General features: G+C 70.8%; 24 protein-coding genes, 1 tRNA gene and 2 pseudogenes. 5 read left to right on the top strand and 22 right to left on the bottom strand.

The features are described from left to right. Positions 1 to 85 precede the first annotated feature (85 nt). A complete protein-coding gene (locus tag IE134_RS05770; protein WP_098894412.1) occupies positions 86 to 979 on the bottom strand; it encodes an endonuclease/exonuclease/phosphatase family protein in 894 nt (297 codons plus the stop codon). A gap of 238 nt (positions 980 to 1,217) precedes the next feature. Here IE134_RS05770 and IE134_RS05765 point away from each other — a divergent pair, with 238 nt between their 5' ends. After that, on the top strand, positions 1,218 to 2,786 hold the full coding sequence (locus IE134_RS05765) for an MFS transporter (protein ID WP_098894411.1): 1,569 nt from the start codon (positions 1,218 to 1,220) through the stop codon (positions 2,784 to 2,786). 248 nt (positions 2,787 to 3,034) lie between these two features. Beyond that, positions 3,035 to 3,778, top strand: coding sequence for a TetR/AcrR family transcriptional regulator (locus IE134_RS05760; protein WP_030707235.1), 744 nt, complete (start codon positions 3,035 to 3,037; stop codon positions 3,776 to 3,778). A gap of 191 nt (positions 3,779 to 3,969) precedes the next feature. Here the strand turns inward: IE134_RS05760 and IE134_RS05755 are convergent, their stop codons facing one another. The 5 genes from IE134_RS05755 to IE134_RS05735 form a co-directional block, all read right to left on the bottom strand. Further along, positions 3,970 to 5,004, bottom strand: coding sequence for a D-2-hydroxyacid dehydrogenase (locus tag IE134_RS05755; protein WP_229823344.1), 1,035 nt, complete (start codon positions 5,002 to 5,004; stop codon positions 3,970 to 3,972). 7 nt (positions 5,005 to 5,011) lie between these two features. After that, positions 5,012 to 5,482 carry a PPOX class F420-dependent oxidoreductase gene (locus IE134_RS05750; protein ID WP_189429751.1) on the bottom strand — a complete coding sequence of 157 codons (471 nt, stop codon included), beginning with the start codon at positions 5,480 to 5,482 and terminating at the stop codon, positions 5,012 to 5,014. A 76-nt stretch (positions 5,483 to 5,558) separates the two neighbouring features. Further along, the gene (locus IE134_RS05745) at positions 5,559 to 6,377 is read right to left on the bottom strand and encodes a YceI family protein (RefSeq protein ID WP_030707231.1); all 819 of its coding nucleotides are present in this window, start codon (positions 6,375 to 6,377) and stop codon (positions 5,559 to 5,561) included. 302 nt (positions 6,378 to 6,679) lie between these two features. Next, the gene (locus IE134_RS05740; protein WP_494518069.1) at positions 6,680 to 9,109 is read right to left on the bottom strand and encodes a DHA2 family efflux MFS transporter permease subunit; all 2,430 of its coding nucleotides are present in this window, start codon (positions 9,107 to 9,109) and stop codon (positions 6,680 to 6,682) included. 127 nt (positions 9,110 to 9,236) lie between these two features. Then, positions 9,237 to 9,749, bottom strand: a complete 513-nt coding sequence (locus IE134_RS05735) for a MarR family winged helix-turn-helix transcriptional regulator (protein ID WP_030707229.1) — start codon at positions 9,747 to 9,749, stop codon at positions 9,237 to 9,239. Between the two features lie 270 nt (positions 9,750 to 10,019). Between IE134_RS05735 and IE134_RS05730 the strand changes: the two genes are divergently transcribed. Further along, positions 10,020 to 10,235 carry a hypothetical protein gene (locus tag IE134_RS05730; RefSeq protein ID WP_030707228.1) on the top strand — a complete coding sequence of 72 codons (216 nt, stop codon included), beginning with the start codon at positions 10,020 to 10,022 and terminating at the stop codon, positions 10,233 to 10,235. Between the two features lie 112 nt (positions 10,236 to 10,347). Here the strand turns inward: IE134_RS05730 and IE134_RS05725 are convergent, their stop codons facing one another. The 7 genes from IE134_RS05725 to IE134_RS05695 all read right to left on the bottom strand — a co-directional run bounded on the left by IE134_RS05725 (position 10,348) and on the right by IE134_RS05695 (position 14,948). After that, positions 10,348 to 11,211 (bottom strand): hypothetical protein, encoded by an 864-nt coding sequence (locus IE134_RS05725; protein WP_189429747.1) that lies wholly within the window; start codon positions 11,209 to 11,211, stop codon positions 10,348 to 10,350. A 90-nt stretch (positions 11,212 to 11,301) separates the two neighbouring features. After that, positions 11,302 to 12,168 (bottom strand): RNA polymerase sigma factor SigF, encoded by an 867-nt coding sequence (locus IE134_RS05720; protein ID WP_030579030.1) that lies wholly within the window; start codon positions 12,166 to 12,168, stop codon positions 11,302 to 11,304. Positions 12,169 to 12,402: 234 nt separating this feature from the next. After that, positions 12,403 to 13,290 carry an RNA polymerase sigma factor SigF gene (locus tag IE134_RS05715; protein WP_030707226.1) on the bottom strand — a complete coding sequence of 296 codons (888 nt, stop codon included), beginning with the start codon at positions 13,288 to 13,290 and terminating at the stop codon, positions 12,403 to 12,405. A 208-nt stretch (positions 13,291 to 13,498) separates the two neighbouring features. Then, complete coding sequence (locus tag IE134_RS05710) at positions 13,499 to 13,792, bottom strand: Dabb family protein (RefSeq protein ID WP_030707224.1); 294 nt, start codon at positions 13,790 to 13,792, stop codon at positions 13,499 to 13,501. Positions 13,793 to 13,802: 10 nt separating this feature from the next. Further along, positions 13,803 to 13,967, bottom strand: a complete 165-nt coding sequence (locus tag IE134_RS05705) for a hypothetical protein (protein ID WP_010056643.1) — start codon at positions 13,965 to 13,967, stop codon at positions 13,803 to 13,805. Positions 13,968 to 14,400: 433 nt separating this feature from the next. Beyond that, positions 14,401 to 14,724, bottom strand: a complete 324-nt coding sequence (locus tag IE134_RS05700; protein ID WP_032767625.1) for a transcriptional regulator — start codon at positions 14,722 to 14,724, stop codon at positions 14,401 to 14,403. Then, on the bottom strand, positions 14,721 to 14,948 hold the full coding sequence (locus IE134_RS05695) for a hypothetical protein (protein WP_229823405.1): 228 nt from the start codon (positions 14,946 to 14,948) through the stop codon (positions 14,721 to 14,723). Before IE134_RS05695 ends, IE134_RS05700 begins: the two co-directional genes overlap by 4 nt. Between IE134_RS05695 and IE134_RS05690 the strand changes: the two are divergent. Then, a pseudogene (locus IE134_RS05690) lies at positions 14,938 to 15,719 on the top strand (tyrosine-type recombinase/integrase); the annotation flags it as partial. The gene IE134_RS05695 and the pseudogene IE134_RS05690 overlap by 11 nt on opposite strands. A gap of 30 nt (positions 15,720 to 15,749) precedes the next feature. Here the strand turns inward: IE134_RS05690 and IE134_RS05685 are convergent. The 7 genes and pseudogenes from IE134_RS05685 to IE134_RS05660 all read right to left on the bottom strand — a co-directional run bounded on the left by IE134_RS05685 (position 15,750) and on the right by IE134_RS05660 (position 19,234). Further along, positions 15,750 to 16,343 (bottom strand): hypothetical protein, encoded by a 594-nt coding sequence (locus tag IE134_RS05685; protein ID WP_189429745.1) that lies wholly within the window; start codon positions 16,341 to 16,343, stop codon positions 15,750 to 15,752. Positions 16,344 to 16,533: 190 nt separating this feature from the next. Next, a pseudogene (locus IE134_RS34595) lies at positions 16,534 to 16,650 on the bottom strand (TIGR02391 family protein); the annotation flags it as partial. Then, a complete protein-coding gene (locus tag IE134_RS34590; RefSeq protein WP_373301885.1) occupies positions 16,614 to 16,985 on the bottom strand; it encodes a TIGR02391 family protein in 372 nt (123 codons plus the stop codon). The pseudogene IE134_RS34595 and the gene IE134_RS34590, both read right to left, overlap by 37 nt. Before the next feature lie 385 nt (positions 16,986 to 17,370). Next, positions 17,371 to 17,458 (bottom strand) — tRNA-Ser (locus IE134_RS05675). A 90-nt stretch (positions 17,459 to 17,548) separates the two neighbouring features. After that, entirely contained in the window at positions 17,549 to 17,977 is a 429-nt protein-coding gene (tadA, locus tag IE134_RS05670; RefSeq protein ID WP_030707152.1) for a tRNA adenosine(34) deaminase TadA, read from the bottom strand. Positions 17,978 to 18,155: 178 nt separating this feature from the next. Continuing rightward, the gene (locus tag IE134_RS05665; protein ID WP_030707150.1) at positions 18,156 to 18,707 is read right to left on the bottom strand and encodes a tRNA adenosine deaminase-associated protein; all 552 of its coding nucleotides are present in this window, start codon (positions 18,705 to 18,707) and stop codon (positions 18,156 to 18,158) included. Positions 18,708 to 18,982: 275 nt separating this feature from the next. After that, on the bottom strand, positions 18,983 to 19,234 hold the full coding sequence (locus tag IE134_RS05660; RefSeq protein ID WP_030707148.1) for a hypothetical protein: 252 nt from the start codon (positions 19,232 to 19,234) through the stop codon (positions 18,983 to 18,985). Between the two features lie 102 nt (positions 19,235 to 19,336). On the opposite strand from IE134_RS05660, the gene upp reads away from it, so the two are divergent. Beyond that, on the top strand, positions 19,337 to 19,972 hold the full coding sequence (upp, locus tag IE134_RS05655) for a uracil phosphoribosyltransferase (protein ID WP_189429741.1): 636 nt from the start codon (positions 19,337 to 19,339) through the stop codon (positions 19,970 to 19,972). 168 nt (positions 19,973 to 20,140) lie between these two features. On the opposite strand, the gene IE134_RS05650 is transcribed toward upp, so the two are convergent. Both IE134_RS05650 and IE134_RS05645 read right to left on the bottom strand, forming a co-directional pair. Further along, complete coding sequence (locus IE134_RS05650) at positions 20,141 to 20,743, bottom strand: LytR C-terminal domain-containing protein (protein ID WP_189429943.1); 603 nt, start codon at positions 20,741 to 20,743, stop codon at positions 20,141 to 20,143. 184 nt (positions 20,744 to 20,927) lie between these two features. Next, positions 20,928 to 21,224, bottom strand: a complete 297-nt coding sequence (locus tag IE134_RS05645; protein ID WP_003967677.1) for a type II toxin-antitoxin system VapB family antitoxin — start codon at positions 21,222 to 21,224, stop codon at positions 20,928 to 20,930. Between the last annotated feature and the right edge of the window lie 16 nt (positions 21,225 to 21,240).

Below are 21,240 nucleotides of genomic sequence, written 5' to 3'. Positions count from 1 at the left end.
CGGCTCGCCCTGGCTCATCGGCCCCGGCTCGCCCCGGGCTCATCGGCCCCGGCCCTGTCGCCCCGCGCCTGCCTCCGCCCCGCCGTCACCCCCGTACCAGCAGGTCCGCCACCACGGCCCGGTGGTCGGAGGCGAGACTCTCCGGCACCCAGGCCCTCCGCACGCCGATCCTGTTCTCCGACACCGTCACGAAGTCGATCCGCTTGACCGGGTCCTGCGCCGGGAACGTGGGCGCGCCGGGGTCCGCGTCGGCCAGTTCCCGCCAGAGCGGGGCCAGTTCGGGGGCGGCGGGCTCGGCGTTGAAGTCGCCGAGCAGGATCTTCGGGCCCCGGTCCTCGGCCATGATCCGCCGGGTGTCGGCGACCTGGGCGACGCGGACGGCGGGGTCCGGGCGGTAGTCGAGGTGGGTCACGTACACGTGCACCGGCAGTCCCCGCACCCGTACGACTACCTCGCCGAACCCCGGGGCTGGTGCGGGCACCGGGTTCGGGTCCTGGGTCGAGAGGCGGGTGATCTCGTGGTTCTCGGCGCTCACGATCCGGTGCCGCGACAGCACGGCCACCCCGTACTCGGCCCGGGGCCCGCCCGGTTCGGCCGGGTCGAGGCTGTAGATCGGCGCGAAGGAGACGTACATCCGCAGTCGCCGGGCCAGTTCGCCCGCGAGATCCCGCCACTCGCTGCGGGAGCCCCAGTGCCGGTCGACCTCCTGAAGCCCGATCACATCGGCTTTCAGCGAACGGAGTTCGGCGGTCTGGCGGTCCAGGTCGAAGACACCGTCCATGCCCGCACCGGCATGGATGTTGTACGTGGCGACCCGCAGCGGCAGGCCCCGGCCCCCGGTCCCGCCGGTCCCGCCCGGTTCACCGGAAGGGGAGCCGTGGGCCGACGCGGCCGCGGCAGGCGGTGCGAGGAGCGCTCCCAGAAGGGAGGCGGCGAGGAGCAGTTGAGGGACACGGGACGAACGGCGACGCAGCGACATGGCTCTCCCAAGGGCCGGAAATCGCGCACTTTGTCAGAAAACTTGTCAGGTAAGCGACGAGAACCGTACCGCCGGGTCACCCCTCGGGTCCCAGCGGCGCGACCGGTGCGGCTCGAAAGAAATCGACTTGTACGTCGTACGGGACTGCCTTACGGTGTACAAGACAGAGTCCCGTACGCCGTACAACCACCGGCCGCACCACCACGGGCCACCCACCCATGGAGCCCAAGGAGCCCGCATGACGGCGCCCGCCGCAGAGCGACCCGACCTCTCCCACCAGGGACATCCGCAACGCTGGCTGATCCTCGGCGTCATCTGCCTGGCCCAGCTCGTGGTGCTGCTCGACAACACCGTCCTCAACGTCGCGATCCCCTCCCTCACCTCGGAGCTGAACGCGTCCACCGCCGACGTGCAGTGGATGATCAACGCCTACTCGCTCGTCCAGGCGGGCCTGCTGCTCACCGCGGGCAGCTCGGCGGACCGCTACGGGCGGAAGAAGATGCTGATGGTGGGCCTCGCCCTGTTCGGCGTCGGCTCGCTCGTGGCCGGGCTCGCCGAGTCCTCCGGCCAGCTCATCGCGGCCCGTGCCGGGATGGGCGTCGGTGGCGCGCTGCTGCTCACCACGACGCTCGCCGTCGTGGTCCAGATCTTCGACGAGACCGAGCGGGTCAAGGCGATCGGCATCTGGTCCACCGTCGCCTCCCTCGGCTTCGCGGCGGGCCCGCTGTTCGGCGGGTTCGTCCTCGACCACTTCTGGTGGGGCGCGATCTTCCTCATCAACATCCCGGTCGCCCTGCTCGGTCTGGTCGCCGTCGCCCGGCTCGTACCGGAGTCCAAGGTCGCCCAGGGCGACCGCCCCGACCTGCTGGGCGCGCTGCTCTCCACCATCGGTATGACCGCCGCCGTCTTCGCGATCATCTCCGGGCCCGAGCACGGCTGGGGCTCCGGCCGGGTGCTGCTGACGGCGTTCCTCGGCATCGCCGTGCTGGCCGGGTTCGTGCTGTGGGAGCTCAACATCCCGAACCCGATGCTCGACATGCACTTCTTCCGGAACCAGAAGTTCGTCGGAGCGGTGGCGGGCGCGATCCTGGTCGCCTTCGGGATGACCGGCTCGCTCTTCCTGCTCACCCAGCACCTGCAGTTCGTCCTCGGGTACGGGCCGTTGGAGGCGGGGCTGCGGACGGCCCCGATGGCGCTCACCGTGGTCGTCCTCAACCTCACGGGGCTGGGCGCGCGGGCGGTCCGGAAGTTCGGCACGCCCGCCGTCATCGCGGCGGGGATGAGCTGTCTGGCGGCCGGCCTGGTCGCCATCGCGGTGCTCGGCGGGGGTGACGGCGGGTACGGCGGCATGCTGTTCGGCCTGATCGTGATGGGTGTGGGCGTCGCCCTGGCCATGCCCGCGATGGCCAACGCCATCATGAGCGCCATCCCGCCCGAGAAGGCCGGGGTCGGCGCGGGCGTCAACGGCACGCTCGCGGAGTTCGGCAACGGCCTCGGGGTCGCGGTCCTCGGCGCGGTCCTCAACGCCCGGTTCGCCGCGCTCGTCCCGGCCGCCGTCGGCGCCGCCTCACTGCCCGCGGCCCTGGCGGCCGCCGACGGGCCCGCCGCCCGGGAGCAGATCAAGGACGCGTTCGCCGCGGGCCTGGAGACCAGCCAGCTCGTCGGCGCGGTGGCGGTGCTGGCGGGCGGCCTGCTCGCCGCGCTGCTGCTGCGCCGGGCCGAGCGGGTGGAGGCGGCGGCTCAGCTGCGGAAGACCGACGCTTCGCAGGCGGGGGACCGGGCAGACGCGACGGGACCGGCGGCATAGCATCGGATGTGACGCGCGTACCGGACCGTCAGCGTCCGGTACGCCGTTTTCCGGCGGGCCCGCACGGTCCGCCGTTCGGCAGGACCGCTCGGTGGCCGATCCGAGCACGACGAGGAGAGTGCGCCATGGTGTCCGGGCCCGGTTCCGAACCCGATTCCGCGTCTGAGCCGACGTCAGAGGCTGTGCCCGCGCCCGAGTCCGCGTCCGGATCGGCTCCCGCGTCGTCCGGCGGCTCGAAGGACGCCGCCGTGCGGACGAGCGTGTGGCTGGGCCGCACGGCTCCTTCGCGCTCGCGCCGGACCGAGTCCCCGGCGGGCCTGGACCGCAACCGGATCACCGAGGCGTCGGTGCGGCTGCTGGACGCCGACGGACTCGCCAAGTTCTCGATGCGCCGGCTCGCCGCCGAACTGGACGTCACCGCGATGTCCCTCTACTGGTACGTCGACACCAAGGACGACCTCCTGGAGCTGGCGCTCGACTCGGTGTACGCGGAGATCGACCGGCCCCGCGAGGACGCCGACTGGCGGGACCGGCTGCGGGAACTGGCCCGCAGCTACCGCGAACTCCTCGTCCGCCACATCTGGATCTCGCCGCTCGCCGGGACGTTCCTCAACATCGGCCCGAACTCGATGCTGTTCTCGTACGCCGTCCAGGACGTGATCCGGGACACCGGGCTGCCTCTGGAACGGCAGACGGGCGCGCTCTCGGCGGTCTTCCAGTTCGTGTACGGATTCGGCACCGTCGAGGGCAACTTCAAGGCGCGGTGCGACGCGACCGGGCTCACGCAGGACGAGTACCACCAGCACGCGATGGGCACGATCCGGGCGGAGCCGCACCTGCGGGAGATCTCCGACTACTCCGACGAGATCATGTCGGCCCGGGGCGGCGAGACGGTCGAGGAGATGCGCGAGCGGGACTTCGTGTTCGCGCTGGACCTGGTGATCGCGGGCATCGAGGCGGTGCGCGACCGGACCGGATCCCCGGCCCAGTAGCCGCGGGGCCGCCCGCGTGCCTGACGGGTTCCGGCCCAGTAGCCGCGTGGCCGAGGGGATCCGGCCCAGTAGCCGTGGGGCCGCCCGCGTGCCCGAGGGAATCCGGTCCGGTAGCCGCGTGGCCGCCCGCGTGGCCGAGGGAATCCGGTCCGGTAGCCGCGTGGCCGCCCGCGTGCCTGACGGGTTCCGGCTCAGTAGCCGCGTGCCGTGTCCACCGTCAGCCCGGGGCGCCGGCCCGCCCTCACGTCCTCCCAGCAGGCGGCGAAGTCCACGGCGATGTCCTCGTCGGTGGTGATCCCCGAGGAGTGCGAGGTGATGACCGTACGGGGCAGCTTCCACACGGGGTCTTCCGGCGCGGCCGGTTCCGCGGGCAGTACGTCCAGCACCGCCCGCCGCACCCGGCCGTCCCGCAGCGCGGTCTCCAGCGCCCCCATGTCCACGGTCGCGCCCCGCCCCACGTTGACGAATGTCGCCCCGCGCACCGCCGCGAACCGGTCGGCCCCGAAGAAGCCCTCCGTGGCCCCCGTCAACGGCAGGGTGGAGATCACCCAGCGGGCCTCACCCAGCGCCCCGGTGTCCTCGGCGGCCCCGATCACCCGGTCGAATCCCGGCGGCACCGCACGGTCGGTGCCGGGCTCCGGCCCGTACCGCGAGGTGCGGGCGACGCCCACGGTGCGCACCCCGCAGGCCGCCAGCAGCCGCCCCACCGCCTCGCCGATGCGGCCGGTGCCGTAGACCAGGGCGGTCTGCCCGGCGACGAGCTCCGAGGGGAGGCGCTCCCAGTGCGCTCGGGCGTGCTGCTCGGTGAACTCCGTTACGGACTGGGCCTCGGCGAGCATCCAGCCCAGGACGTACTGGGCCATCCGCTCGCCCATCCGGCCCACGGTCCGGGTCAGCAGCGCCGGGCCGGGCCAAGGGCCACTGGAGAGCAGCCTGTCCGACCCCGCGGTGATGCTGTGGAACCAGAGCAGCCGGTCCGTCCGCAGGGCGTCGGGCAGGGCGTCGCCCACGCAGAGGAGGGGCGCGTCGGACGGCGGCGGAACGTCCGTCAGGGGCTCCGCGCCGCGCCCGGCGATCCGCTCCAACTCCCGTACGAGGCCGGGGTCCAGCGAGGGCGCGACCAGCAGCCGGGCCCGCGCGAGGGCGTCGGGCGCGGGCAGCGGCGGGGGCGGAACGGGCAGCCCGCACCCTAGGAGCGATCGGGGCGTCCCGCTGCTCTCGCTCATCGCGCGATCAGCTCCCCGGGGCCAGGTGGGCCGGGAAGCCGCCGGTGGCGACGGGGCCCCAGCGCTCCGGGGTGACCCGGATGATCGACTTGCCCTGCGTCAGCATCGCCGCCCGGTACTCGTCCCAGTCCGGGTGCTCCCCCGAGATGTTCCGGAAGTACTCCACCAGCGGCTCGACCGAGTCCGGGGCGTCGATGACCTCCGCCGCACCGTCGACCTGCACCCACGGCCCGTCCCACTCGTCCGACAGCACGATCACGCTGACCCGCTCGTCGCGCCGGGCGTTGCGGGTCTTGGCGCGCTCGGGGTACGTCGACATGACGATCCGCCCCGCGTCGTCCACGCCGCAGGTCAGCGGGGACCCCTGGGGGCGGCCGTCGGCCCGGGTGGTGAGCAGGACCGCCCGGTGCCGGGGGCGTACGAACGCCAGCAACTCGTCGAGTTCCACGGCGGTGTTGGTCGCGATGTTCGGTGCCATGCCCACCACCCTACGACCGGGCCGAACCGCTGGCCGGGCAGCGCCTCGCCCACGACCGGCGCGAGGCGGGCCCGGGTCACGCCATGGGCAGCGCCTCGCCCTGCACCGCCTGGATGTCCAGCTCCACGCGCAGGGTCGTGCCGATCGCGGAGATGCCCGCCTGGACGACCTGGTTGTAGTTCATCGCGAAGTCGTCGCGGCGCAGTTCGGCGGTGGCGTGGAAGGCCGCGCGCACCCCGCCCCACGGGTCGGGCCCGGTGCCGAGGTAGGTCAGGTCCAGGTCGACGGGGCGCGAGACGCCGTGCATGGTCAGCTCGCCGTGCACGGTCCAGCGGTCGGGGCCCGCCGGGGCCAGCGCGGTGGAGCTGTAGGCGATCTCCGGGTACCGGTCGACGTCCAGGAAGTCCGGCGAGCGCAGGTGCTTGTCCCGCATGCCGTTGCCGGTGTCGATACTGGCCGCCCTGATCACCGCGTCGACCCGGGAGTTGTTGATCTCCTCGGCGATCTCGATCCGGCCGCCGAAGTCGGTGAACCGGCCGTGCACGCTGGAGATCCCCAGGTGCTGGGCGACCGCGCCGACCGAGGAGTGCGCGGGGTCCAGCGACCAGGCGCCCGGCGGCGGCAGCTCCACCCCGCCCTGCCGGGCCAGGACGATCTGCCCGGCCTCGATCCGGCCGCTCGCGGTGACGAGGGCGGTGGAGGCGGCGGGGGCGTACCCGACCGCCGTGACGATCACCGTGTACGCGCCGGCCGTCAGGGAGCCGTCCGTGCGGACGGCCCCGTCCTCGTCGGCCGCGGCCCGCAGCACCTGGGCGCCGGTCATGTCGGTGACCGTCACGACGGCGTGCTGGACCGCCCAGCCGTCCCGCGTCCGTACCTGTGCGCGAAGTCCCATCCGTATCTCTCCCAGAAGCCTTGGCTCGATGACTCGATGACCCGCGTGCGACGCCCCGACGACCCGGTGTCCCGTCGGACAGCGACGGAACCTGACGGAACGTGGGGGTCACATGAGTCGGGCCCCGGGGCGGTCCCGGCCGGCCGTCCCCTGCCTGCCGTACCCGCCACCCGGGGCCCCTTTCCACCCGGTCGCGACAGCCTCTCCGCTCGAAGTGCCGCCCGACCAGGGGTCTTCGCGATCCCTTCACGTGAGCCCGTGCTCTTCACGTGCTCAGGAGCACGTGCTCACGTGAGGGACCGTCACTCGCCCGGGTGGGCGAGCTCGATGTCGTGCGCGTCGACTCCCGTACCGCTGACGGTGAGGGAGCCCGCCACCGGCGGGTAGCCGGTCGCGATGACGGAGTACTCGCCCGCGTCCAGGTCGGTGAAGGCGTACGCGCCGTCCTCGCCGGTCGTCGCGGTGGCGACCACGTTGCCCGCCGCGTCGATGAGCGTGACCCGGGCGTCGCCCAGCGGACCCCGGGCGGACCCGGCCCGCACGGTGCCCCGGACCAGCGCACCGGACCGCAGCGCGGCCTCGACGCGGGTGACGCCCTGGCCGCCGATCTCCACCGGCAGCGCCAGCGGACGGAAGCCGGCCGCGTTGACCGCGACGGTCACGGAGCCCGGGATCAGCTCGCCGAAGGCGAACTCACCGGTCGGGCCGGACGCGCCGGTGGCCAGCACGTCGCCCCGGACGTCGGTCACGATGACCATCGCGCCGTCGACGGGGGCGCCGGACTCTGCGGCCCTGACGGTTCCGGCCAGTCCGCTCGTACCGGACAGCAGGATGTCGAAGGCCAGCGCTTCGTCGCCGACGACCACCGTGGACGCCTGCGGCTGGAAACCGTCGGCGGAGGCGATCAGGACGTAGCTGCCGGAGCCGGGGGCGTCCAGGGTGTAGCCGCCGTCGGTCCGGGCCACCGAGCGCCCGAGCTGCCGGCCGCCCAGCGAGATCAGGGTGACGGCCGCGCGGGCGACCGGAGCGCCCTCCGCACCGCGCACCACACCGTGGACGGGGGTGCCCTGGACGGTGTCGTGAGGGGCTTCCGCCGTGTCGACCGAGGTGACCCCGGCCGCGCCCTCGGAGACCAGGCCGGCCGCGCCGACGGTGGCGGGCACGGGGATCTCGGCGGTATCGACGGCGGCCGGAGCCTGGTCCGACGCCTCGGTGGGGGCGTCGTTCGCCGCGCTGGTCTTCAGGGCGACCTCCTTGATGAAGATCGTCACAATGAAGGCGATGAGCGCGCACGGAGCGGCGTACAGGAAGACGTCGCCGACGCCGTGCCCGTAAGCGGACTCCATGACCAGGCGGAACGGCTCGGGCAGCTTGTCCAGGTCGGGGATGCCCCCGCCGCCGGTGCCGCCGTGGCCGAGCTTGGCGCCCTCGGGACCGAGCGCGGCGAGGCCGTCCTTGACGTACTGGGTGACCCGGTTGCCGAGGACCGCGCCGAGCGCCGAGACGCCGATCGCACCGCCGAGGGAGCGGAAGAAGGTGACGACGGAACTGGCGGAACCGAGGTCCTCGGGAGCGACCTGGTTCTGCGTGGCGAGGACCAGGTTCTGCATCATCATGCCGATGCCGAGACCCATGACGAACATGAAGACCGCGACGTGCCAGTACGGGGTGTCGTACCGGATCGTGCCCAGCAGCCCGAGACCGGCCGTGACCAGGAAGCCACCGGTGACCAGCCACGCCTTCCAGCGCCCGGTCTTGGTAATGACCTGACCGGAGATCGTCGAGGAGAGGAAGAGGCCCGCGATCATCGGGATGGTCATGACGCCGGACATCGTCGGCGACTTGCCGCGCGCCAGCTGGAAGTACTGGCTGAAGAAGACCGTCCCCGCGAACATCGCGATGCCCACGAACAGCGAGGCGATCGAGGCCAGCGTGATGGTGCGGTTACGGAAGAGGCGCAGCGGGATGATGGGTTCCTTGGCCCGCGACTCGATGAACACGAAGATCAGGCCGAGCAGGACCGAGCCCGCGACCATCACGTACGTCTGCCACGACAGCCAGTCGTACTTGTCGCCCGCGAAGGTCACCCAGACCAGCAGCAGGGAGACGGCGGCGCTGATGAAGAACGCGCCGGACCAGTCGACCTTGACGCCCTCGCGCTTGACGACGGGCAGCTTCAGGGTCTTCTGGAGCACGATCAGCGCGATGACCGCGAACGGCACGCCGACGTAGAAGCACCAGCGCCAGCCCATCCAGCTCGTGTCGGTGATGACACCGCCGAGCAGCGGACCGCCGACGGTGGCGACGGCGAAGACCGCGCCCAGGTAGCCGCTGTAGCGGCCGCGCTCGCGCGGGGCGATCATCGCGGCCATGACGATCTGCGCGAGGGCGGAGAGGCCGCCGACGCCGATGCCCTGGATCACGCGGCAGGCGATGAGCATGCCGCTGCTGGTCGACAGACCGGCGACGACCGAGCCCAGGACGTAGATGACCAGGGCTATCTGGACCAGCAGCTTCTTGCTGAAGAGGTCGGCGAGCTTGCCCCAGAGCGGGGTGGTGGCGGTCATGGCCAGCAGCGAGGCCGTCACGACCCAGGTGTAGGCGCTCTGGCCGCCGCCGAGGTCGGAGATGATCTCGGGCAGGGCGTTGGAGACGACCGTCGACGACAGGATCGCGACGAACATGCCGAGCAGCAGCCCGGTCAGTGCCTCCATGATCTGCCGGTGTGTCATCGGCGTGCCGTCGGGGGCGCCGGAGGCGTTGCCGCCGCCGTGCCCTCCGTGCTTGGCGTGGCCGCCCCGCACACCGGTGGGTGTGGTCGTAGCCATTGAGTTCCTTATCCGTGCGTATTTGCTTCTGTTACACAGGTGTACGGGCGTGAGCCTCGTCGCCGAGGCCGGTCCTGCACTCGCCGGTGTGACGTCCGGGGGCGCAGCCGCCGGATCCGCGACAGGCGAAGCTGTCACGCAGCCGGGACAGCAGCGCGATGAGCAGGCCGACGTCGTCGTCGGACCAGTCCTGGAGGTTGTGGGCGAACACCTCGGTGGTCCGCCGGGTCAGTTCGTCGAGCTGCGCGTGTCCGCCGGGGGTCAGCCGCAGGATGCGGGACCGCTTGTCCGCCGGGTCCGGAGACCGTTCGATCCAGCCGCGATCGGCCACATGGGCCACGTGGCGACTGGTCACCGACATGTCCACGGACAGCAGCTCGGCGAGCCGGCTGATCCGCATCTCGCCGTGCCGGTCCAGGAGGGTCAGTACGGCGGCGGATCCCGCGGGGCACTCGGGGGGCAGCGCTCGGGCGAGCCCCCTTTTGACGGCCCCGACGGCACTGAGCTGTCGGGCCAGTTCCTCGTAACTACTCCGTGCGGCCACGGGAACCCCCAGCACACTCACGACTATGTTGTTGCTTAGGGCAACGATAGAAGCCGTTGGTTGCTGCAGGCAAACGAAAACAGCCTTGCAGAAGTAAAGGAACGCAAAAGCCTCCGTAGGGTCGAGGTCAAGCGCCTGCGCCGCCGGTCTCCCGCTTCCTTGCCCGTGCGATTTTCGGACGATCTTCAGATACGCCGCCGCAGGTAGGGCGGGGTGCCCGGTGGCCCCGGGGGTTGGGCCGGGGGTCCGAGTTCGCTAGGGTCCTGCCCCATGGCACACAACCCCCACGCCCCTCAGCCGGGCCCCGAGGGCAACCAGGACCCGGCGGGCAGCACGCAGATGTTCCGCGCCTTCGTCGACGAGGGCGAGCCGCAGCGCCGGCAGCAGCCCGCGGCGACCTCGTCCGGGCCGAAGGTCGGGGTGATCGCGGCCGTGATCGCGGTCGTCGTCGTCCTCGGCGCGGTGGCCTGGCTCGCCCTGAGCTGACGAGGCCGCACTGAGCTGACGAGGCCCGCGCCGAGCTGGCGAGCGGCCGTACGACGGTGCTGCCGCACGGCAGCACGTCGGCGCGCTGATCCGTGACCTCCGCCGTGCGGGGTCACTCCCACACGGCGGAGACGTCCTGGGTCTCGACGCGCATCCCCAGCGGGACCCGCCAGGACTCCACGCAGACGGTGTACGTCTTCGAGCGCGTCGAGCCCGCGCTGATCGGGGCGGGCAGGGGCTGGGACGAGGTGATGGTCGCCCAGTCGACGCCGAGTGCCCCGATGATGTGCGTGGCGAAGGTGACGGTCCCCGAGCGCGCCGGGGAGCCTCCGGTGTTGCGGAACTCCACGGTCACCTTCTCGCACCACCGCTTGTCCGCCGCCGCCCGCTGCGGGGCGCTGAGCGTGAGTGCGGCCGGGGTCGCGGGCGGAGCGGGGGGCTTCGGGCTGCCGGGGGTGTCGGGACTGCCGGATCCCGGAGGCGACGGGTTGTCGGTGCCCCCGCCGCCCGGTGGGGACCCGGCTCCGCCGCTGCCGCCCGGCTTCGAGGGCGTGGAGGGGTCTGCGGGCTGCGAGGGGGCTTCCCCCGGTCCGCCGGACGCACCGGCCGCCTGACGCCCGTCCGGCACTCCCGTACGCGCCCCATCGGACCCGTCCTGGGCGTCGCCGGACCGGCCGCCGCCCGAGGAACCGGCGCTCGGCGACGTACCGGGACCCGGTGCCGTACCACCGCTCGGTGACGTACCACCGCCACCACCCCCGCCACTTCCGTCGAGGGGGGTGAGCGTCACGTCGCCCGAGGGCGCCCCGCCCGAGGGAGGCTTCGAGCTTCCGGCGGCCGCGCCCACGGCCGTGTAACCGTCGCCCGGCCCGCTGCCGCAGCCGGACAGCAGGCCGGTGCCCAGGCACAGCGCGGCCGCCGAGGCGGCGATGGCAGTGCCTCGGCGGCCGGTGGAGCCGTATGTCTGACGTCGCATCGCGTCAGTGTGTCTGACGCCCCGTCACATAAGAACCCTCGTGAACCACTTTTCCGGCTCTGCGGACCTGCGGTTCGGCGGCTCTCCTGCTCAGTCGGCGATGAGCCCTTCCCTGAGCTGCGCGAGCGTGCGGGTCAGCAGCCGGGAGACGTGCATCTGGGAGATGCCGACCTCCTCGCCGATCTGCGACTGGGTCATGTTCGCGAAGAAGCGGAGCATGATGATCTGGCGCTCGCGCGGGGCGAGTTTGGCCAGCAGCGGCTTGAGGGACTCGCGGTATTCGACGCCCTCCAGCGCCGTGTCCTCGTACCCGAGGCGGTCGGCGAGCGAGCCCTCGCCGCCGTCGTCCTCGGGGGAGGGGGAGTCCAGCGAGGAGGCGGTGTAGGCGTTGCCGACGGCGAGGCCGTCGACCACGTCCTCCTCGGAGACCCCGAGCGCGCGGGCCAGCTCCGGGACGGTCGGCGAGCGGTCGAGCTTCTGCGCGAGCTCGTCGCTGGTCTTGGTCAGGGCGAGCCGCAGCTCCTGGAGGCGGCGGGGGACCCGCACGGACCAGGAGGTGTCGCGGAAGAAGCGTTTGATCTCGCCGACGACGGTGGGCATGGCGAACGTCGGGAACTCGACGCCGCGTTCGCAGTCGAACCGGTCGATCGCCTTGATCAGGCCGATCGTGCCGACCTGGACGATGTCCTCCATCGGCTCGTTGCGGCTGCGGAACCGCGCCGCGGCGTACCGCACCAGCGGGAGGTTCAGTTCGATCAGTGTGTCCCGCACATAGGTCCGCTCCGGACTGTCCGTTCCCTCGGGGCCCGAGGCGGGGCCGAGCGCGGCGAGCCGCAGGAACAGGGAGCGGGACAGCGTGCGGGTGTCGATGGCTTCCGGCGAGCTGGTGAGCACGGCGGGTGCCGGCACGCTCTTCGTGAGCGTGAGCACCTTCGAGCTGCCCTGTTCTTCGGACATGCCACCCCCTTGAGGTCGCGGACGGTCGCGGTGGCCGCGACCATCGGAGGAACGCAGCCTCCACCTGAATACCGGAGGTGGGGCTGCGGCAAACGCGCTTCGAGCAGAATGTCACATGTCGGCAACACGCTGTAGTGACATGTCGACAAGTCAGCGCCGAATCCGCCCTGGAAACAGGGGGTGTAGCCCTTTTATGCCGTCAGAACTGCTCTGTGGACGGTCTACCCGTTCCGGTTACGCCTCGATCCTGTTTGCGGATCTCAGTCGGGCGAAACTTCGGGCGAGGAGCCTTGACACATGCATCTGCGAGACGCCCAGCTCGGCGCTGATCTGAGACTGGGTCAAGTTGCTGTAGTAGCGCAGAAGAAGGATGCGCTGTTCGCGCTCGGGAAGCTGGACGAGGAGATGCCGGACGAGGTCGCGGTGCTCGACACCGGCGAGCGCCGGGTCTTCATAGCCGAGCCGGTCCAGCAGCCCGGGCAGCCCATCGCCCTCTTGGGCGGCCTCCAGTGAGGTCGCGTGGTACGAGCGCCCGGCTTCGATGCAGGCCAGGACCTCGTCCTCGGAGATCTTCAGCCGCTCGGCGATCTCGCCGGTGGTCGGGGAGCGCCCGTGAGCGGTTGTCAGGTCCTCGGTGGCGCCGGTGACCTGGACCCAGAGTTCGTGCAGTCGGCGGGGGACGTGGACGGTGCGCACGTTGTCGCGAAAGTAACGTTTGATCTCGCCGACGACGGTGGGCATCGCGAACGTGGGGAACTGGACGCCGCGCTCCGGGTCGAACCGGTCGATGGCGTTGATCAGTCCGATCGTGCCGACCTGGACGACGTCCTCCATCGGCTCGTTACGGCTGCGGAAGCGCGCGGCGGCGTACCGGACGAGGGGGAGGTTCGCCTCGATGAGGGCGGCCCGGACCCGGCGGTGCTCCGGAGTGCCCGGCTCCAGATTCTTGAGCTGACCGAAGAGGACCTGTGTGAGCGCCCTGGTGTCGGCGCCGCGAGCCCGGGCGGGCCGGGCCGAGGGGTCCGGGGTCTCGGTCTGGATGTCCTCGGCCGGGACGGCCGGGACGGTCGGGGGGGCTTGGACGGACTGGGGAGGCACTTGAGGCGCTGTACTGGCCGGCACGGTGACGCCACCCCTTTGCGGTCAACTAGTCAACTACGGTCAACTCATCCGTCAAAAGCGGTCATAGCATCACAAGACATGTCCACTGTGTGCAAGCACCTCATAGTGCCGTGTTGACGGCATAAGGGTTTAAAAAGGAATAAAGAAACCCCCCGCCTGGACGGCGAGGGGTCGACGGAACCGGATGTACCGGTCCCCATGGGCACGATCAGAAGGGATAGTCCGCGATCACCCAAGTGGCGAATTCGCGCCACTGTCCGGCGGCGGCCTGGTGGGCCGGGTGCTCGACGTACCGCTTGAGCGCGTCTTCATCCGCGACGGCGGAGTTGATGGCGTAGTCGTACGCGATCGGCCGGTCGGTGATGTTCCAGGCGCACTCCCAGAACTCCAGCTCCGGAACCTGCCCGGCCAGCTCCCGGAAGGCCCGGTCCCCGGCGACGACCCGCGGGTCGTCGCGCTCGACGCCGTCGTTCAGCTTGAAGAGGACCAGGTGGCGGATCATCGGGCGGCTCCTACTTCACCAGTTCTGACATGAAGTCACCGACGCTCTGGGCGGCGGTGGAAATGCCCTCGAACCCTACCTGGACCAGTTCGGCGGCCCGCTGGGGAGACATGATGATCGTGTACAGCACGAAGACCACCAGCATGTAGATGATGATCGTCTTTGCCTTGGCCACAATCGTGCCCTCCCCGTCGACCTCACGTGCGATCGGGCGATTCTATCCGCACGAATGGCCGTATCCGATGGCCGTTTTTGATCACTGATGCGCCTTTTAAGGACCTACGACCCAGCCATCAAGGCCTTTCGCCGGACCCCAGGAGCCTCGCCGCGCGGCACGATGGAAAGCGAGCCGGACGGGACCAGGCAGGACCCGGAAGGCCGGAACAGGGCCTCTCTGTGGGGCCGGCCGCCGCGCGATTTCCCCCCTGACCGCGACGGACGACCAGCAGGCCCTGTTCTCACCGGGGGAAGCGGCTTGTCCCCCCGATGCCGCTTCCCCCGACCTGACTGCTGGACCGGAGCGCCCGGTCGCCGTGCTTCCTCTGCACCGGCGACCGGGCGCTCTGCTGTCCGCATGTCCGCGTGCTCGCGCCCCGACGGGCTGCCGATCAGGAGGCGGCGGGATCCGCCGGCCCGACGATCGCGCGCAGCGCGGCGAGGTGCCCCTGGTAGGCGTCGCGCCCCGCCCGGGTCAGGCGAAGCCATACGCGCTGGCGGGTGTCGCGGACGGCCTTGCGCTGCTCGACGTAACCGGCGTCCATGAGCACGGTCGCGTGCTTGCTGAGCACGGACGCGGAGAGCCCGAGCTGCTTCTGGACGAGCCCGAACTCCGCCTCGCCCGCGGTGTCCAGCAGGGCGCAGATGCGCAGCCGGTTCGGGGCGTGGACGGTGGCGTCGAACCCCGCGGGCATGTCGTGGGCTTCGGGACTCACGCGGCCGCCCGGTGCAGCCGTACGAAGGCGAGGTGGAAGCCGACGGACGCGGCGGCCCCGATCAGGGAGGCGGCGAACAGCCACACCGGCGACCCCGTGAAACGGAACACGAACGCCGAGCCCACGAGAATCGAGGGCAGCCCGACCGCCAGCGGCACGGTGGCCCGCTTGGGCAGCACGTCCAGCCGCAGAGCCACTCCGGTCTTCTCCCGCCAGCTCGGCAAGGCCCCCCGCCTGAGTGAAGAGGAGATCGAGCCGTACACCGTCGATGAGGTGAAGCGCCTCCTTGTGGCCGCTGACAAGCGGCGAAACGCCGCACGGTGGGCCGTGGCGCTCGCCTTGGGGCTCAGGCAGGGGGGGAGGCGCTGGGGCTGAAGTGGGCAGACGTGGACATGGAGCGGGGCGTCCTGATGGTCCGCCGAAGCCGCCGACGCCCGCGCTACGCCCACGGATGCGGCGACCCGTGCGGGCGCAGGGCCGGGTACTGCCCGCAGCGCCAGCGAACCAACCCGGAGACCGCCGACACCAAGTCGCGCGCCGGACGCCGGGTCGTCGGTCTGCCCGCACAGCTCGCGGACCTGCTGACGGCCCACCAGGTGAAGCAGGAGGCCGAACGCCTGGAGGCTGGCGGCAAGTGGGCGGATGAGGGGCGGCTGTTTGCTACGCCGGACGGACGCGGCACATCGACCCGCACCGACTACGACGACTGGAAGGAGCTACTGGCCGCCGCCGGAGTCAGGGACGGTCGCCTGCACGACGCCCGCCACACCGCCGCAACCGTCCTTCTGATCCTCGGTGTCTCCGAGCGGGCCGTCATGGGGCTCATGGGGTGGTCCACCACCGCCATGGCGGCGCGGTATCAGCACATGGTCGACACCGTGCGAGCGGATGTGGCGCGACAAGTCGACGGCCTCATCTGGGAACCGGCAAAAGAGTCGCTGGATGACGATGACGATGACGACGGAGCTAACGGGGCGTTCGTACCGATGGGGTGAGCAGGTCGGGTGGGGCGCCTGCCTCACCCGCTAGCTCTGGGTCTGTTCCCTTGCGGCGATCTCCGGCGCCGTCGCCGTAGCCCGCTGGCCTGCCTGGACCTGCTGGAGTCTTTTGATAGTGGCAGCCAGCACGTCATGGGCATCTGTGGAATCCGCTCCCGCGTCCTCCACTCTGACTCGGGCGATGACGGTGCCGGACCGGCTGTAGCCGTAGACCGTGCCGCTCGATCCGGTGTGCGCCAGGAAGACCGATTCCTCTCCGACTCGACCGGTGTCGAGGGGGGCCGTTTCATCCGTGTCCGGCCACTGGGCGTACGCAGCCTTCGCGTGCGCGACACTGCCGAACTGACAAACGTCTAGATCAATGCCCCGCGAGACGGTCGATCCCTGATAGTCGTAGTCGCCGCTACCCGCTCGCTGCCAACCGGCCGGCGCTGGGGCGTCCAGCGGAGCACAATCGTCGGGCTCGCCCGGCATGCGCTTGTGCAGACTGCCGGGAAGGTAGCCGGGGACCATATCCTCAGCGTCGGGAATTGCCTGTGTGAGGTCCCCCCGGCTGAGCTGCTTGGTCAGCGGCAGGTCGGTGCCGTCCTCGGACGGCCTCGCTTTGCCGGATCCGCTCACTGACGGCGCCCCCGCGGGGGCTGGCGGCGCCTCCTCCGCGGAGCAAGCGGAAAGCGTGAGGCAAGTCAGGAGCGCTGCAACCAGGGGAAGGTGACCTCTTGTCATGTTGGCAACATAGATCAGATCCGGGCCGCGGGATCCGAATCTAGCCAGGTAACACGAGGGCTCGACAAGATCCGAAAGAGACGCTCTAGGTCACGACCTGGCACTGATCGATGAGGCGGGCGATCAGGCTGAAGAACGCCAGTTGCTCCAAGGCCTCCTGCTCGTCTAGTTCACCAATCTCGTGGGCCGCCGGGTTCCGAAGCGCGGAGTATGCCCCTTGGCCGAGCTGAAGGGCACCGCGCGTTGGCGAGTCTGGACTCCGGGGTCTCCTGGATCGCCCGGCAGGCGGAGACGCGGCTTACCGGATTCTGGCGCTTTATCGCTGAAGGCTTCTTGAATGAGCTTGGTGTCCGACAGATCACGGCGGCCGAGCTTGTTCTGCAGGTGAGCGTTGATGGACGTTGCAGCAGCATGGACAGAGGCTCGGTAGTGGGCTGATTCCCAAAAGGTCTGAGCCGCGCCCCATACCCAAGCGTGGAAACGATCTGCTGGCAGAGAGGGCGATTCCGGCGCGAGTCGTGTGGCCCACTCATCCATGTCCGCGAGGATCCCAATGCCGCGACTGACCTGACTCAGGTCGATCGTCAGCCCTCCCCAGTCGTTCTCCCCGAGTACTTCCAGGTCCGGCTTGTCAGGGCTCAAGTGCCGCAAGATCCTGTTGATCGTGGGTTCAGCTTCGAACAGACACCGTTGCTCCTGCGTCGTGTCTCCGTTGACCCCCCGGACACTCCAGTACTGGGCTGCTGTTTCCTCGAAGCCTTCGAGCCGCGCACGCATCCACTTGCGATCCACACATGGAGGGTAGAGGCGAGGTGCCTGGGAGGGGGAGCTTCCCTCATGCTCACTGTGAACTGAGACGGAAACTGAGACGGGACGCAGTGAAGGGACAGACTCTGATTGAGTCTGTCCCTTCATCTACCAGCGGTAGCGGTGGGATTTGAACCCACGGTGACGGGTTACGCCACACTCGCTTTCGAGGCGAGCTCCTTCGGCCGCTCGGACACGCTACCGAGAGAGAGCTTAGACCATCCCGGGCCGTGGACAGAAATCGGTTCTCGGGGCAGGAGCCCGACGTCGCCAGGCAGCCAGATCTCACCTGGTCAGAGGGTGCGGAAGAACGCCGTCAGCTGCTCCGCGCACTCCTGCTCCAGGACGCCCGCGATGACCTCCGGGCGGTGGTTCAGGCGGCGGTCGCGGATGACGTCCCAGAGGGAGCCCGCCGCGCCGGCCTTCTCGTCGCGGGCGCCGTAGACGACGCGGGCTACGCGGGACTGGACCAGGGCGCCCGCGCACATCGTGCAGGGCTCCAGGGTGACCACCAGGGTGCAGTCGGTCAGGCGCCACTCGCCCAGCGCCTCGGCCGCCCGGCGCAGGGCCAGGATCTCGGCGTGCGCCGTCGGGTCGCCGGTGGCCTCGCGTTCGTTGTGTCCGGTCGCCAGTTCGGTGCCGTCGGGGCCGAGCACGACGGCGCCGACCGGCACATCACCGGCCGACGCCGCCCGCGCGGCCTCGGCCAGCGCGCGGCGCATCGGGGCCTGCCAGGGATCGCGTACGGGATCGGGCTCGGGTACGCGTACGGGATCCGGGGCGGGCTCGGGTGAGGGGTCCGGCGGTCGTGCGGTCACTCGCGGACCCTAGCGGACGGGGTGGGAGGGGTGGGCGGGGTGGGCGGGGGTGCGGGGCCCGGCGGCGGCCCGCGCACCCCCCTCAGCGGACCGACTCCAGGACCTCCGCCGCTCCCACGGCCTCCGCGATCTCCGCGAGCGCGTCGGTCTGCAGGGTCAACAGCTCCTTCTCGGACATCCCGAGGTCCGCCAGGACCCCGAGCTCGCCGATCGGGCCCGCCGGAACGGCGTCCGGGTCGGGGGTGTCGTCGTCCGTGTCGGCCGCGGGGGCGGTCCGTTGCGGTTCGCCGTCCTCGGTGCCGTCGAGGTCGACGAGCTCCTCCAGGGCGGCGATCTCGTCCTCGGCCCCTGGTTCGCGGCCGAGCATTTCGTCGGTGAGCAGGATCTCCCCGTAGGAGGAGCGGGCGGCGGCGGACGCGTCCGAGACGTAGATTCGGGGGTCCTCCTCACCGTCCACCCGGACGACGCCGAACCAGGCGTCCTCCTGCTCGATGTAGACCAGGACCGTGTCCTCGTCCACCGAGGCCTCCCGGGCCAGGTCCGTCAGATCGGACAGGGTCTCCACATCGTCGAGCTCTGTATCGCTCGCTTCCCACCCGTCTTCGGTGCGCGCGAGCAGTGCGGCGAAGTACACCGTGACTCTCCCACTGGTCATAGGCGAATCGGTCCGACGGGAGGGCGAACGGTGATCCGTCCGTCCTGAGCCCCGCCCAATCGGCATCGTGGCAGAAACAAGCGCTGTGCGAGACCTCTTCGGCCGTTGCGTCGGCCATCAGTTCCAGGAGTGCCTGGTCGGCCCTCACCCTGACGCGCCGATCGGCGGGGGAGTGCGCCGGTGGTACGGGGAGGGCTCGCCGGGGGGTTCACCAGGGGATTCGTCAGGTGATCGGCCCGCAGCCATTCGCCGGTTCACCAGCGGAACGTACGCATCCGCATCTGTTGCCGCATTCGGGCGGCCCTCGCCCGGCGCGGCTGCACCCGGTCCCGCAACTGCTTGGCCTCGTGGAGCTCACGGAGGAACTGGGCGCGTCGGCGGCGGCGGGCCGCATCACTCTCCTGCGCGTCCTCGACATCGCCCACAGCGCCCGCCATACCCTCGGCGTCGCGCCCCGCGTGCGGTCCGCGCGCGGCCGGGTTGTCCCGCAGATCCCCGTCAGCCATCGATACACCACCCCAGTGCTGGGTCCGTATGCCCCCACCTTCCCCCCGAACAGGTGGTTGATGCCAGCGCAGAGTGCCGGGCGGCGCGGTTACTGTTGACGCATGCGGATCCACGTCGTCGACCACCCGCTGGTGGCGCACAAACTCACCACGCTGCGCGACAAGCGCACCGACTCCCCGACCTTCCGGCGGCTCGCCGACGAGCTGGTCACCCTCCTCGCCTACGAGGCCACCAGGGATGTGCGTACCGAGCAGGTCGACATCGAGACCCCGGTGACGACCACGACGGGCGTCAAGCTCTCGCACCCGCGGCCGCTCGTCGTGCCGATCCTGCGCGCCGGTCTCGGCATGCTGGACGGCATGGTCCGGCTGCTGCCGACCGCCGAAGTGGGCTTCCTCGGCATGATCCGCAACGAGGAGACGCTCCAGGCGGAGACGTACGCGACCCGGATGCCCGAGGACCTCTCCGGCCGCCAGGTCTACGTCCTCGACCCGATGCTGGCCACCGGCGGCACCCTCGTCGCGGCCATCCAGGAGCTGATCAAGCGCGGCGCCGACGATGTCACCGCCGTCGTCCTCCTCGCGGCGCCCGAGGGCGTCGAGGTGATGGAGCGCGAGCTGGCCGGGACCCCGGTCACCGTCGTCACCGCCTCCGTCGACGAGCGGCTCAACGAGCACGGCTACATCGTGCCGGGCCTCGGCGACGCGGGCGACCGGATGTACGGGACGGCCGAGTAGGGCCCGGTCCCGGACCCTTCCCTCACGACTTCGCGCCCCGTTCCGGTGCGTACGTCACGCACGGTCTCGTGCTCGTGCGTACGCGCCGGAGCGGGGTGCTTCCTTAACGGGGCGTTTCCGTCACGGGGCGTTTCCGTGTGCGCCGGGGTGCGCCCCCGGCAGCAGGCTTCAGCAGGAGGGGGACGGGGACGGGGCCGGCTTCGTCAGGGCCGTCATCGCCGCCGTGGCCTCCTTCGGCGTGCTGAACGCCTTGAACTTCGCCCCGAGGATCAGGTCGACCTCGCCCGTCTTCCGGGTGTCCGTCTTCTGCACCGTGCCCGCCAGCTGGGTGCCGAGCACCGTGAAGCTGCCGTTCGTCGCGGCCGGGGCCCCGAGCAGCACGCCCGTACCCGGCACCTTCTTGTCGTACTCCTTCGGCGCGTTGCCCACGTCGCCGATGGCGAAGCCGCGCTTCTTGAGCTCCTCGGCGGCCGCCTTGGCCAGCCCGGTGCGCGTCGTCGCGTTGTAGACGTTCACCTTGATCGCGGCCGGCTTCGGCAGCGCCTTGGCGGGGGCCACGGACGGCTTCGCGGTGGGGCAGTCCCGCTTGCGGTCGGCCGCGTTCGCGGTCTTGTCGCCGCCGGTGAACACGTCGATGAGCTGCAGACTGCCCCAGCCGACGAGACCGAGGACGACGACGGCTCCGATGCCCGCGAGGACCAGCCTGCGGCGGTGCCGGGGGCGGCGCATACGGGGGTAGGTGTCGCCCGTGATGCGGTACTTTCCGCCCATGCCGGGGGGAGTGAGCATGCTCATGGAGGCAGCGTAATGCGACCCGGTGATGATGCGTACTAAATGATCAACGTATGGCACCCGGATGAGCGGGAAAGCACCCGAAAGCCCGAATCAGGGTCTCGGGGGGACGCCTCGAGATGCGTAAACCCCAGTGGGGTGTGTGGGTGCACGTGGGGCGGTGTCAGCCCAGGTCGAGGACGCGCGCGTGCAGGACCTGGCGCTGCTGCAGCGCGGCGCGGACCGCCCGGTGCAGTCCGTCCTCCAGGTAGAGGTCGCCCTGCCACTTCACGACGTGCGCGAACAGGTCCCCGTAGAACGTGGAGTCCTCGGCGAGGAGGGTCTCCAGGTCCAGCTGGCCCTTGGTGGTCACGAGCTGGTCCAGGCGAACCGGACGCGGCGCGACATCCGCCCACTGGCGGGTGGATTCCCGGCCGTGGTCGGGGTACGGCTTCCCATTTCCGATGCGCTTGAAGATCACACGGAAAGCCTACCGG

It is taken from the genome of Streptomyces rubiginosohelvolus, from assembly GCF_014649875.1.
Lineage (GTDB): Bacteria > Actinomycetota > Actinomycetes > Streptomycetales > Streptomycetaceae > Streptomyces > Streptomyces rubiginosohelvolus.
This window is presented reverse-complemented; position numbering and strand designations above follow the sequence as displayed.